The 14026-nt window shown below is 41.4% G+C and carries 8 protein-coding genes and 1 pseudogene; 1 reads left to right on the top strand and 8 read right to left on the bottom strand.

The genetic code is table 11. From position 1 onward, the window contains the following. Positions 1-34 precede the first annotated feature (34 nt). On the top strand, positions 35-457 hold the full coding sequence (locus QUA13_RS10185) for a DCC1-like thiol-disulfide oxidoreductase family protein (protein ID WP_333185532.1): 423 nt from the start codon (positions 35-37) through the stop codon (positions 455-457). Positions 458-637: 180 nt separating this feature from the next. On the opposite strand, the gene QUA13_RS10190 is transcribed toward QUA13_RS10185, so the two are convergent. The 8 genes and pseudogenes from QUA13_RS10190 to QUA13_RS10225 form a co-directional block, all read right to left on the bottom strand. Beyond that, on the bottom strand, positions 638-1057 hold the full coding sequence (locus tag QUA13_RS10190) for a hypothetical protein (RefSeq protein ID WP_172190845.1): 420 nt from the start codon (positions 1055-1057) through the stop codon (positions 638-640). 227 nt (positions 1058-1284) lie between these two features. Further along, a complete protein-coding gene (locus QUA13_RS10195; protein WP_333198213.1) occupies positions 1285-6798 on the bottom strand; it encodes an AAA family ATPase in 5514 nt (1837 codons plus the stop codon). A 195-nt stretch (positions 6799-6993) separates the two neighbouring features. After that, positions 6994-7314: a hypothetical protein gene (locus QUA13_RS10200; RefSeq protein ID WP_333185538.1), complete on the bottom strand. Its 321-nt coding sequence runs from the start codon at positions 7312-7314 to the stop codon at positions 6994-6996. Between the two features lie 30 nt (positions 7315-7344). Beyond that, a pseudogene (locus QUA13_RS10205) lies at positions 7345-7518 on the bottom strand (transposase); the annotation flags it as partial. Positions 7519-7531: 13 nt separating this feature from the next. Continuing rightward, the gene (locus QUA13_RS10210) at positions 7532-7933 is read right to left on the bottom strand and encodes a transposase family protein (RefSeq protein WP_333198239.1); all 402 of its coding nucleotides are present in this window, start codon (positions 7931-7933) and stop codon (positions 7532-7534) included. Beyond that, positions 7929-8222, bottom strand: a complete 294-nt coding sequence (locus tag QUA13_RS10215; RefSeq protein WP_333185639.1) for a transposase family protein — start codon at positions 8220-8222, stop codon at positions 7929-7931. The genes QUA13_RS10210 and QUA13_RS10215 overlap by 5 nt, the downstream gene beginning before the upstream one ends. A gap of 1 nt (position 8223) precedes the next feature. Beyond that, positions 8224-8364 carry a hypothetical protein gene (locus tag QUA13_RS10220; RefSeq protein WP_333198214.1) on the bottom strand — a complete coding sequence of 47 codons (141 nt, stop codon included), beginning with the start codon at positions 8362-8364 and terminating at the stop codon, positions 8224-8226. Positions 8365-8474: 110 nt separating this feature from the next. Beyond that, positions 8475-13934, bottom strand: coding sequence for an AAA family ATPase (locus QUA13_RS10225; RefSeq protein WP_333198215.1), 5460 nt, complete (start codon positions 13932-13934; stop codon positions 8475-8477). Positions 13935-14026 lie beyond the last annotated feature (92 nt).

Below are 14026 nucleotides of genomic sequence, written 5' to 3' on the forward strand. Positions count from 1 at the left end.
CAACAGTCAACAGTCAACAGTCAACAGTCAACTAATGAAATATAACGTAATTTACGACGGCACTTGCAATCTCTGCGTTACCTTGGTACAGTTACTAGAAAACTTAGACCAAGGTCAGCGGTTTGAGTATATTCCCATGCAAGATTTAGAGCAATTAAATCGCTTTGGGATTACGTCTCAAGACTGCGAAATGGGGATGATTTTGATAGATGGCAACACCCCGGAACGGCGCTGGCAGGGCAGCGATGCGGCGGAGGAAATCGGGCGGATATTGCCGGGAGGTGAGGTGTTTGTGGCTGCTTACCGGGCAATGCCGGGGATGAAGTGGATGGGCGATCGCGTGTACGAACAAGTCCGCGATAACCGCTATACTTTGTTTGGCAAGCGATCGACAACTTACAAATCTGTTTATGCAGTTGGCTGTAGGTCGATCGACAATTGCGATAGTGTGAAATAACTCACTCTAAAGCACCATTCTCGCTTAACAGGCTTTCGGGCCTGTTCGACAAAAATTAAATTGTATTGTGGGCTGTTGCTCTGAGCAACGCTTCTCAAGGGATTATTACCAATGGTGCAAGATAATTGATATCAATTTACTTAGGATGTGGCGCCAAATCCCTGCTATCATCCCTGGAACTTAACTATTAAACAAAGCGAATATCTCGCGGCAAAAGTCTTTAAGCTTTTGGGCTGACTCCGCAGCGGGTTCGGTTTGACCGAGAAAACTCCAATTTTCCACGGTGGAAAAGCGCCACTGCTGACCAGTATGATCGTAACCGGCCGCCTCAACCCCGATCGCCCGACGGCTTCCTTCTACCGGATCTTGGTAAAATCGGATTTGAATCAAGATGCTGCGGCTTTGCAGCAAGCGGCTTCTACCGGGGAAATGGAAGCCAATGTCGATCGAATCTGGATCTACAAGTTCTCTGGTATCCTCGTCATTCATCCAAGGCTTCAAATCGACTTTCGCATCCGGGAATTCGGACTTGAATAAATTAACAACTGCAGCAATTTTGCTGGCAACTTCTATATTTCTGGCTTGTTCGGCAGCGTTCACTCGAAAAACTCCTATCAAATACAGTTATTACACGATTTAGCTAACAATGTAACTGCATACTGCCTGCTTTAAACAGTGAACTGTGGACTATTTGATAGATATTTAGGAATTGACAAATTTCCAAGTGTGTGTTAAGCACAAGTCATAGCATTTTAGATTTTAGATTTTAGATTTTAGATTAAACAATTGGCAATGAGTGATTCTTTAAGGGTGCGGAATAAATTTTATCAAAGCGGCAGGGCGATCGCAAATTCCGTACCTTCTCCCAGCACCGATTCGCAACTGAGTTTACCGCCGTGGGTTTCTTCCACAATTTGCCTGCTGATAGACAACCCCAAACCCGTACCTTTTCCTACTCCTTTGGTAGTAAATAAATGGTCAAATATTTTAGATTTGACCTCCGATGACATCCCTTGACCGTTATCTTTGATTTTAATCACCACGCTCTGGTTATCCTCGGAGACATGAGTAATAATGGCGATCGTATTCGGTAAAGCTTGAATTTCAGCGTAAGTTCTGCCCTGATTAGATTCCTCAAAACAGTCGATCGCATTTGCCAACAAATTCATAAATACCTGATTCAGTTGCCCAAAATAACATTTAACTGGCGGGATATTTCCGTATTCTTTGATAATTTTAATCGCGGGGCGAGTATCTTGAGCTTTCAGGCGATACTGTAAAATCATCAAAGTGCTGTCGATGCCCTCATGAATATTTGCTGACACTTTATTCGCACTGTCAGCGCGGGAAAAAATACGCAAAGACGTGCTAATATTGCGGATGCGCTCTGTACCTGATTTCATAGATAAAAGCATTTTTGGCAAATCTTCCACCAAATATTCTAAATCAATCTCCGATGCTTTATCCTCTAATTCATCTCCAGAATTAGGAAATTTTTCTTGGTAAAGTTGCAAGTAATCAATCAAATCTAAGCTGGCCTCAGCAGCAGCATCAATATTACCCGCGATAAAACCGAGCGGATTGTTAATTTCGTGAGCAACCCCTGCAATCAAATTGCCCAAAGCCGACATTTTTTCGCTTTGAATCAGTTGCAGTTGCGCCTGTTGCAGTTCATTGAAAGATTTTTCTAACTGTTGAGATTTCTCTTGCTCGCGCGCGTACAAACCAGCATTTTCTACAGCAATAGCAACTTGAGAAATTAACACTTTGAATACTTCTACTCTTTCTGCTGTAAAAGCTCCTACTGTCAAAGCATTTTCTAGATAAATTATTCCCCGCCGCTGAGATTGATAAATCATCGGCAAACAGAGAATTGATTTGGGTTGATATGTCTGAATGTAGGTATCCACCTTAAAAGGTTCGGCGACAGTCGCATTGTCTAAAACCAGATGCTTTTGGCTGCGGTGTACGTAATTAATCACAGACAGGGGAACATCTTGACGATTTTCTACGGGAATAGAGGGTAAAAGTGTCACTTTATCCTCCGCAAAACTGCCAGTAGCTTCTATGCAGAGAATATCGTTTTTCAGCAGCAGCAGCACTACTTTTTGAGCCGCCGCATTTTCTAAAATAATTTTGATTAATTTTGTCAACAATTTTTCTAGAACAATTTCACCGTTAAGGGCTTGCGCCGACTTAATAAAAGTAGCTAAGTCTAAGAAATCGCCTAAACTACCACTGGTAGTATTTCCCATGGTTGTGCGGTTGACATCGAGGGTTGAGCTTTGAATTGTGCGCGTCTGTGCTGCTAAGAAAGGATGTGTTGACTCTAAGTCTTTAACTTTAGCTGTGGCTCCCCAATGGATATATCCATAATAGGCTTTAGTCAGATATGCTTGAAAAACTACCTCTTTACCCAAAGCTTGATAAAATTTTCCTGCTAATTCATAGGCTAATGCTTCCTCTTGAATGTAACCATTTTTGGCAGCTCCAGAAATTGCGCGATCGTATAAATCCATTGCTTCGGTATTTTTCCCCAACACTCGCGCTTTCTCGGCTGCTACCAAGTCGTATTTGTGTTGATAATTCATCGGAGCATCAACTGCCCATTTTTTCATCTTCTTTTGGTTTCGCAGCACTTTTTTCAGATATTGTTTTTGCTCCCCTTTCTCAGCTTGGGGATACAAAGCGAGAAGACTTATAGAAGAGTAAAAATTATTCAGAGAAACTACATAAAATCCGGCTACGGCTTCTTCATATTTTTCAAATAACCTTGAATTTTCTAAGGCTTCCGCGTAGTTTCTGAAGATAAAATTAAGCTGAGTTTTGGCATGATAAACCAAACTAACTAAAAAAAAGTTTTCAGCTTCTATTAAAACGGGGAGCGTTTTTACTTCATTAAATCTATCACCAACTAAATGGCAGGGTTCGACAGCTTGACCGCGCAAATTGAGGGCTGTCTGCCTGCCTATACTTAGATACTGCACAGCCATTTCTAATTGAGATTGCTGCATTATTTTCATATATTTACCAGTCTCCTGCTCCACCAAATCGAGAGGCTCTCCTATCGACATTTTTTTGAAGCAATATTGACCTATACAATAACTCGCATACTCCAATTCTCCAGTTTCCATCCCTGTTTGAAAACCTTCCTTGAGAACGCTTAATCCTGAGTTAAGCTCGGTTTTCCAGTGTAGAATAAAACAACCCAAGAGTGTATAAACTCTACTTTTCATTGAACGGGATGGAAATTTGTCTAACATCCTAATGGCCAGTTGACCGCATTGGTATGCCAAACTAATGTCCCCTAGCCGGCACATAACTACGCCATAATAAAGGTAGGCAATACTTGCATAAGGCGAATTGCCATATTTAATGCACAGGTTGACCATCCTAAATGCCAGCAGCGGTACCAGGCGGGGTTTTCCCTGAACAGCAGTGCTGATAATACCTGATAAAATCCGCATGGCTGCTTGTTGATTGGGATCTGTCATTTCTGGCAAGTTAGCTAAATCCTCAATTCGTTTCAACCCCAAGCTCAGTTTTGTCTTGATCAGTCCCGCCACAATATTTAGCGCGTTGGGGTTTTGAGGAAAAGAAATGCCTAACAGTTTCAGCACTTCCAGTCCTGTATTTAGTGCTTCTACAAGTCTAATTTGAGCATTGTAAGACTGGATTTGAAGTTCATAAACATTCATTTTTTCCAGTAAATTCTTAGCTCTTTCCAATACGATATCGACCAGTTTTTTTGAATTTTCATAGTTGATGTTTAAGTATTCAGCTTCTGCTGTTGACTCGTAAATTGCTAATGTTAAGTCATACTGACTTTGCCAACAATCCGCTGGCAATAATTCCATAGCCCCCCGCAAATACCTAACAGCAGCTTCATAAGCACTCGCGGCTTTTGCCTTGCGTCCAGCCGTTAAATTTAATCTTGCTAAATCAATCTTTTCGACTGGCTGGCTAATCGTGTCAATTCCGACATTCAACTGATTGACAATATCAAAGATGTTTTCTTCGAGCTTTTCTGGTGGAGTATTATGTAACAGTAATTGACCGATTTTTAAATGGGTGGATTGCTTTTGGTCTTCGGGAATTAGGGAATATGCGGCTTGCTGGACGCGATCGTGCAAAAATTTGTAACTAACCCGCGAAGTATCTAATTTGAGATTAATTGATTCGGCTCGATTAAAAACTAAAGGAATCCGATAAGCATCGCTCAAGGGCAGAATTAACCCTGCTTGCAAAGCTGAATAAAGTTCAGTGGCTGTAGTATTAGCTGACTCTTCTCTGACAAGTGACAGCACATCTAGAGCAAATTTATCCCCCACACAAGCTGCTAATTTCAACATTTTTTGCGTAGCTGCGGGGAGTTTTTCAATGCGGCTGGCTACCAGTTCCACCACACTTTTATCGGTAATTCCAATGGCTTGAATTTCATCGAGACTCCAATTCCAGCCCCCTTTACCTTCTTCATTGGTAACGGGAGATATCATGGGACTAAAGTCATATTTTAAAAGATTTTCTTGATAAAGTGCTTGGAGTAGTTGCGTCAAGAAAAAAGGATTGCCGCCCGTTTTATTGCAGATTAACTCTGCTAGATTCTTTACTTTTTCTATGCGACTGTTAAGTGTTTCAGCGATTAATTCAATCACATTTTCTAAATCCAGCGGTTGCAGCACGATATTGTTGACAACCGTACCCGTCTTTTCAATCTCTTCTAGAGTTTGAATTAAAGGATGATTGGGACTAACTTCGTTATCTCTATAAGCACCGATTAGCAACAAATATTGCTGGTCAGGGTCAGTTATCAGTATTTGCATTAACTTTAATGTTGCTGAATCTGCCCACTGCAAATCGTCTAAAAAAATCACTAGCGGGTGTTCTTTTTGCGCGAAAACGCGAATAAATTCTTTGAATACTCGATTGAAGCGATTTTGCGATTCTACAGCGCCGATTTCTGGGACTTCTGGCTGTTTGCCAACGATTAATTCAAGCTCAGGAATTACATCGGCAATTACTTTACCGTTTGTTCCTAAAGCTGTTAAAATTTTAGTGCGCCATGTTTCTATAGAAGCAGCGCTTTCTGTTAGCAACTGACGCAGCAGCGAGTTAAATGCTTGAATCAATGATGCGTAAGGAATATTTCGTTTTAGTTGGTCAAATTTGCCGCTAATGAAGTAACCTTTCGAGCGAGTAATAGGTTTGCTAACTTCATTAACTACTGCTGATTTACCGATACCAGAATAACCAGATACTAGCATCAGTTCATTTGTGCCGGATGGGGGCAACTTTTCTTGAAAAGTGGTTGATTTTTCTAAGGAATTGTTAGTTAAACCCCCGCCTACTCGTTCAAATGCTGCTAAGAGTTGGTTGACTTGATTTTCCCGACCGTACAATTTTTGGGGAATTAATAACTGACTGAGAATATCTAAGCGTCCGGGGGTAAAATCGGAAACTTTGCCAGTCGTTTCTAATTGATGCAAACAAATTTCTAAATCTGCTAACAACCCGGCTGCACTTTGATATCTATCTTCGGCATTTTTTGCCATCAATTTCATCACTATCTCTGAGATTGCCGCGGGGATTTTTGAATTCAACTGATGCGGTGAAATTGGTTGTCGGGCGATGTGGCTGTAAACTATTTCTAAGGGGTCACTGCTGGCGAAAGGCAGTTTACCTGTCAGCATTTCATACAAGGTAATTCCGAGAGAATAAAAATCGGTGCGGTAGTCGAGGGTGCGGTTCATTCTCCCGGTTTGTTCGGGAGACATATAAGCTAATGTGCCTTCGACGGAGTTGGGATTGTTAAATTGCGGGTTTTCTTTGTTCAGTTTTGTGGCAATGCCGAAGTCGGTGATTTTTACTTGTTTTGTTTGCGAGTTAATTATGATATTGCTGGGTTTGATGTCTTTGTGAATAATCTGATTTTGATGCAGGTATTCTAAGGCTTTGACGATTTGGACGGCGATGTTTAAAATTTCGTGAAGCGAAGCTATCCCGTTCCCCGCAGGGGTTCCCGAAGGGTAGGGAATCGCACTCAGCCTTTGTTGCTCGAGCACTTGTCCGAGAGATTCCCCGCCAAAATCTTCTAAAACCAGTCCTAATCGGTGGTCAAAGGTTTCGAGACTGATGGCTTTAACGATGTGTTTGCTATCTAAATTTTTGCGGATTTGATATTCGTGTTTGAGGCGGGTAATCGCTTCGAGTGTCGGATATTCGGCTTTCAGGAATTTAAGAATTGTTGCTGACCGATAAGTTGGTGTCTGTCCGCGATAGATAATTGTTTCGACGCCTTCGTGCAGAATAGAGTCGATGCGGTATTCAGAGAAAGTTAACATAAGTTAATTTAAAAATTAACAGGATCTAAGTCTCATTATTATAACATTAAGTTACCTGGGCTTTGTGATCCCGATCGTGTATTTTTTAATCGCATCACAAGTAAAATACACCAAATATGGGCGCTTTAAGTTGGGAGTTGCACGTTGACTCGCAACGTGCAACTCCCAACTTAAATAAATTTTCAAGGCTGATTTTCAATCGTTTACTACCGTAACTTCACTGACATGAATAATTGATTCGGGTTCCGGTAAAATGCGGACGCGGGCGAATTTTAAACCGCTGACTCCTTGTTGTGATTCTACCGTGCCCGTCTGAACTTTTGGTTCTACCCAACCTTCGCGAGACAAGTAGCGCAAGTATTGTTGGTACTCTTCCCATTCGTCTTCGGTTGAATAAACTACCGTTAACATTCCCGGCTGGGTAATCCGCTCTTGTGCGTCTTTGTCAACGGCTTTTTCGATCCGCTTTTTCACGAGTTCGTAGCGGATGTCGCGAGTGCCTTTTACGTCAAACATTTTTGGCTTTTCATTAGCTAGTATGCTAAACTAACAATCAAACTGCCAAGTAAGCAAACATCTAACTCGGAAGTTTTCAAAGTTTCTAAATCCGTAAGCAGAACGTTTAATCAACTTGAGCTTATTGTTGATGCCTTCGACAACACCACTCGTAGTCTTATAATCGAAGTAAGCAATAATCTCATCTAGCCAACGAATAATAGACCTCTTGCAAAAGTCATTCTGAAAGGCTAAGTTCATAGTTATAGATGCCTGCAATCAGGTTGAAGCGTAAACCAAATCTACGTCGGCGATTTCGGTAACGTTCCGACAAAATCCGAAAAATTTTCAGCCTCCTATTAACGTATTCAATAATAATTCGTTGGCTTGCCAGAGTACGATTTTCCTGCCGTTGAACCTGAGATAAATTAGAGCTTTTGGGCTTTTTAGTAGGGATCTGACTATTGGCATGAAGTTTGGCAATTCCTTGATAACCCTTGTCACGCCAAAGCTTAATTGTAGTGGCTAGCCTGACTTTACTGAAGAATGAATAGTCACAAGGAATGCCTTCTGCCTTTACCACGAAGCTCTGCAGATAATTGCTCCCGTCTTTTGATTGACCACTAATTGCGACTTCAATGTATGATACTTCTTTTTGCCGGAAAACACTTGTCGTTGTTTTTTTTTGGACGCTCGACTGGGCTTTCGGTCACATCGACCACAACTACTTCTAAAACTGAGTCCGGTTGCAGCAGTGCTTTCTTTCCGGGTAAGCTAAACCGACCTGAACGAATTAATGTTTCCTCTACGTGTCTGACGATCCTGAACGCAGTGGATTCATTGATGTTCCAGCTTTGAGCAATGTGAAAGTAGGTACGGTACTCTCGCCAATATTGTAATGCCAGCAGTACCTGGGAATCGGTGCTCAGTTTAGGCGGGCGACCGGGTTTGCGTTTCTTGCGTTTCTGTTGTTCGCTTTACTGACACCATTTCATCAAAAGTTGTAGACCCAACGCCAAAGAATCGCTTGAAGGCTTCTGGCTTTAAACTTTGCACTTGTTCGTAAGTCATCAGTTTTTCCTCTCAATCACCTTACTATTGCCCTTATTGGGGACTTTTGCAAGAGGTTTTTTGTGGAACAGGCCCGAAAGCCTGTTCATGAAAATGGTGCAACATATGAGTTAACTAAACGGCAGGGCGATCGTAAATTCCGTCCCTTCACCCACAACAGAATCACAACTCAAACAGCCGCCGTGGGTTTCTACCACAATTTGGCGGCTGATAGACAACCCCAACCCCGTACCTTTCCCAACACCTTTGGTAGTGAATAAATGGTCAAAAATATGCGCTAAAATTTCTTCGGGAATTCCCCTGCCATTATCTCTAATCTTAATCACAACAGTTTGATTTTCATCATCCATCTCTGTTTTGATGGTAATGATATTAGGCGCCAGTTTAATCTCCGCCAAATTCCGAACTTTATTTGCTTCCTCAAAACAGTCGATCGCATTTGCCAAAATATTCATAAACACCTGATTCAACTGTCCCAAATAACACTTAACTTTCGGGATATTGCCATACTCCTTAACTACTTGAATCAGCGGACGGTCTTGATTTGCTTTTAATCGATGCTGTAAAATCATTAAAGTGCTATCAATTCCCTCATGGATATCTGCCGACACTTTTCGGGTGGTGTCCGCACGGGAGAACGTGCGGAGAGAAGTGCTAATATTGCGAATGCGATCGCACCCAACTTTCATCGACCCCAGCATTTTCGGTAAATCTTCTATAAGATACTCTAAATCGATATCCTCAGCATCCTGTGCGATTTTTGAGCTAGGATTAATCACTTCTTCCTGATATAACTTCAAGTGGCTAATTAAATCGCCCACAGCCGCATTAGCTTCGGTAATATTCCCCGAAATAAAACCGACTGGATTGTTGATTTCGTGAGCGACACCAGCAACCAGATTGCCCAGAGCAGACATTTTTTCACCTTGAATTAGCTGCAATTGTGCTTGTTGCAGTTCATTGAAAGATTTTTCTAACTGTTGAGATTTCTCTTGCTCGCGCGCGTACAAACCAGCATTTTCTACAGCAATAGCAACTTGAGAAATTAACACTTTGAATACTTCTACTCTTTCTGCTGTAAAAGCTCCTACTGTCACAGCATTTTCTAGATAAATTATTCCCCGCCGCTGAGATTGATAAATAATCGGCAAACAGAGAATTGATTTGGGTTGATATTTCAGAATATAGGTATCTACCTTAAAAGGTTCGGCGACAGTCGCATTGTCTAAAACCAGATGCTTTTGGCTGCGGTGTACGTAATTAATCACAGACAGGGGAACATCTTGACGATTTTCTACGGGAATAGAGGGTAAAAGTGTTACTTTATCATCCGCAAAACTGCCAGTAGCTTCTATGCAGAGGATATCGTTTTTCAGCAGCAGCAGCACGACTTTTTGAGCCGCCGCATTTTCTAAAATAATTTTGATTAATTTGGTCAACAATTTTTCTAGAACAATTTCACCGTTAATGGCTTGCGCCGACTTAATAAAAGTAGCTAAGTCTAAGAAATCGCCTAAACTACTACTGGTAGTATTTCCAGTGGTAGTGCGGGTGACATCGAGGGTTGGGGTTTGAATTGCGCGCGTCTGTGCTGCTAAGAAAGGATGTATTGATTCTAAGTGTTTAACTTTAGCTATGGCTCCCCAATGGATATATCCATAATAGGCTTTAGTCAGATATGCTTGAGAAACTATCTCTTTACCCAAAGCTTGATAAAATTCTCCTGCTAATTCATAGGCTAATGCTTCCTCTTGAATGTAACCGTTTTTGGCTGCTCCATCAATTGCGCGATCGTACAATTCCATTGCTTCAGTATTTTGCCCCAAAACTCGCGCTGTTTCCGCTGCTACCAAGTCGTATTTGTGTTGATAGTTCATCGGAGCATGAACTGCCCATTTTTTCATCGTTTTTTGGTTCTGTACAACTTTTTCCAGATATTGCTTTTGCTCCCCTTTGTCCGCTTGGGGATACAAAGCGAGAAGAGTGAGAGAGGAGTAAAAATTATTTAGGGACACTACATAAAATCCGGCTGCAACTTCTTCATATGTCTCAAATAACCTTGAGTTTTCCAAGGCTGTCGCGTAGTTTCTAAAGATAAAATTAAGCTGAGTTTTGACATTATAAACCACACTAACTAAAAAAAAGCTTTGAGATTCTATTAAAACCGGGAGTGTTTTTAATTCATTAAAGTTATCGCCGACTAAATCGCAGGTTTCGACAGCTTGACCGCGCAAATTGAGGGCTGTCTGCCTGCCTATACTTATATAAGGTACAGCAAATTCTAGTTGAGATTGCTGCATTAGTTTCATATATTTACCAGTCTCCTGCTCCACCAAATCTAGAGGCTCTCCTATCGACAGTTTTTTGAAAGAATATTCACCTATAGAATAACCAGCATATTCCAACTCTCCAGTTTCCATCCCAGTTTGAAAACCTTCTTTTAGATCGCCTAATCCTGACTTGACAGAGGCTTTCCAGTGGTTAATAAAAGAACCAAAGGTTGCATAAACTCTACTTTTGATTGAACGGGATGGAAATTTGTCTAACAGCCTAATTGCCAGTTGACCGAATTGGTATGCCAAACTAATGTCCCCTAGCTTGCACATAATTACGCCATAATAAACGTAGGCAATACTTGCATAAGGCGAATTACCATATTTAATGCACAGCTTGACCATCCTAGATGCCAGTAGCGGTACCAGGCGGGGCTTGGTCGGAACAGCACTGCTGAGAATCCCTGATAAAATCCGCATGGCTGCTTGTTTTTCGGGATCGATCATTTCTGGCAAGTTAGCTAAATCCTCAATTCGTTTCAATCCTAAGCTCAGTTTTGTATTAATCAGTCCCGCCACAATATTTAGCGGCTTGGGATTTTGAGGAAAAGAAATGCCTAACAGTTTCAGGACTTCCAGTCCTGTATTGAGTGCTTCTACAAGTCTATTCTGAGCGTTATAAGACTGAATTTGAAGTTCATAAACATTAACTTTGTCCAGTAATCTCTTAGAGTTTTGCAGTACAATATCAACCATATTTTTTGAAACTTCATAGTTTATATTTAAGTATTCAGCTTCTGCTGTTGACTCGTAAATTGCTAACGTCAACTCATAGTGAGTTTGCCAAGAATCCGCAGGCAGTAATTCCATAGCCACCCGCAAATACCTAACAGCAGCTTCATAAGCACTCGCGGCTTTTGCCTTGCGTCCAGCAGTTAAATTTAATTTTGCTAACTGCATCTTTTCTGCTGGCTGGCTAATCGTGTCAATTCCGACATTCAATTGATTGACGAGATCGAAGATGTTTTCTTCTAGCTTGTCTGGTGGAGTATTCTGTAACAGTAATTGACCAATTTTTAAATGGGTGGATTGCTTTTGGTCTTCGGGAATTAGCGAATATGCGGCTTGCTGAACGCGATCGTGCAAAAATTTGTAACTAACCCGCGATGTGTCTAACTTGAGATTAATTGATTCGGCTCGATCGAAAACTAAAGGAATACGATAAGCATCGCTCAAGGGCAGAATTAACCCTGCTTGCAAAGCTGAATAAAGTTCAGTAGCTGTAGTATTAGGTGACTTTTCGCGAACAAGTGACAGCACATCTAGAGCAAATTTATCTCCCACGCAAGCTGCTAGCTTCAAGGCTTCTTGCGTGGGTTCGGGCAGCTTTTCAATGCGAGAAGCTACCAGTTCCACCACACTTTTATCGGTAATTCCAATGGCTTGGATTTCATCGATACTCCAATGCCAGCCACTTTGACTTCCCTCATTTGTAACGTGATTAAATTTAAATGTTAAAAGAGAGTCTTGATAAAGTGCTTGGAGTAATTGGGTCAAGAAAAAAGGATTGCCGCCCGTTTTATTCCAGATTAACTCGGCTAGATTTGTTACTTTTTCTGTGCAAGTGTTAAGTGTTTCAGTGACTAATTCAGTCACATTTTCTAAATCCAGCGGTTGCAGCACGATATTGTTGACAACCGTACCCGTCTTTTCAATCTCTTCTACAGTCTGAATTAAAGGGTGGGTCGGACTAACTTCATTGTCTCGATAGGCACCGATTAGCAACAAATATTCTTGGTCAGGGTCAGTTATCAGTATTTGCATCAACTTTAATGTTGCTGAATCTGCCCACTGCAAATCGTCTAAAAAGATAACTAGGGGGTGTTCTTTTTGGGCGAAAACGCGAATAAATTCTTTGAATACCCGATTGAATCGATTTTGGGATTCTACGGGGGCGAGTTCTGGGACTTCTGGCTGTTTGCCGATGATTAATTCAACTTTGGGAATTACGTCGGCAATTACTTGGCCGTCTGTTTCCAGTGCTGTTAAAATTTTAGTGCGCCATATTTCTAATGAAAGTGTACTTTCTGTTAGCAATTGCCGCAGCAAGGAGTTAAATGCTTGGATTAATGAGGCATAAGGAATGTTGCGTTTTAATTGGTCAAATTTGCCGCTGATGAAGTAACCTTCTGACCGGGTAATGGGTTTGCTAACTTCGTTGACTACGGCTGATTTACCGATGCCTGAGTAGCCTGATACTAGCATTAATTCGCTGCTTCCTGATGGTGGGGGCGGGTTTTGTTCTAAGGTTGCTGGTTTAGCTAACAAGTTGTTAGCTAAACCCGCTCTTACACGTTCAAATGCTGCTAGCAATTCATTAACCTGATTTTCCCGACCGTACAATTTTTGAGGTATTAACAATTGGCTGAGAATATCTAAGCGTCCGGGGATGAAGTCGGCAATTTGTCCGGTGGTTTCTAACTGATGCAAACAATTTTCTAAGTCTGCTAACAATCCGGCCGCACTTTGATATCTATCTTCGGCATTTTTTGCCATCAATTTCATTACTATCTCAGAGATGGCGACAGGTATTTCTGAATTGATTTGATGGGGATATATTGGTTGAACAGCGATGTGGCTATAAACTATTTCTAAGGGGTCGCTGCTGGGGAAAGGCAATTTTCCTGTCAGCATTTCATATAATGTGATTCCAAGGGAATAAAAGTCTGTGCGGTAGTCGAGGGTGCGGTTCATTCTCCCGGTTTGTTCGGGTGACATATAGGCTAAAGTGCCTTCGACGGAGTTGGGATTGTTAAATTGCGGGTTTTCTTTGTTGAGTTTTGTGGCAATGCCGAAGTCGGTGATTTTTACTTGTTTTGTTTGCGAGTTAATTATGATGTTGCTGGGTTTGATGTCTTTGTGAATAATGTGCTGAAAATGCAGGTATTGTAAGGCTTTGACTATTTGAATGAGGATGTTTAAATTTGCTTGCAGGCTCAACGTCTCTTTTTCCAGGAGTTTTGCGAGGGATTTCCCGCCAAAGTCTTCTAACACGATTCCTAATCGGTGGTCAAATGTTTCGAGACTGATGGCTTTGACGATTTGTTCGCTGTCTAAATTTTGGCGGATTTGATATTCGTGTTTGAGCCTGGTAATGGCTTCAAGTGTGGGATATTCGGCTTTGAGGACTTTCAGAATTGCTGCTGGCCCGTCTGTCGGTGTTTGTCCGCGATAGATTATTGTTTCGACGCCTTCGTGCAGAGTAACATTGATTTGGTATTTGGAGAATTTCAACATAACTTGAATTATTAATTACAGGATCTAATTTTCATTAGATTAACACTACTTTATCTTGATTTGCTGTGATTCAGATCGTGTAATTTTCGCTA

This window comes from Microcoleus sp. S28C3 (assembly GCF_036700785.1).
In the GTDB taxonomy this organism is placed as follows: domain Bacteria; phylum Cyanobacteriota; class Cyanobacteriia; order Cyanobacteriales; family Microcoleaceae; genus Microcoleus; species Microcoleus asticus.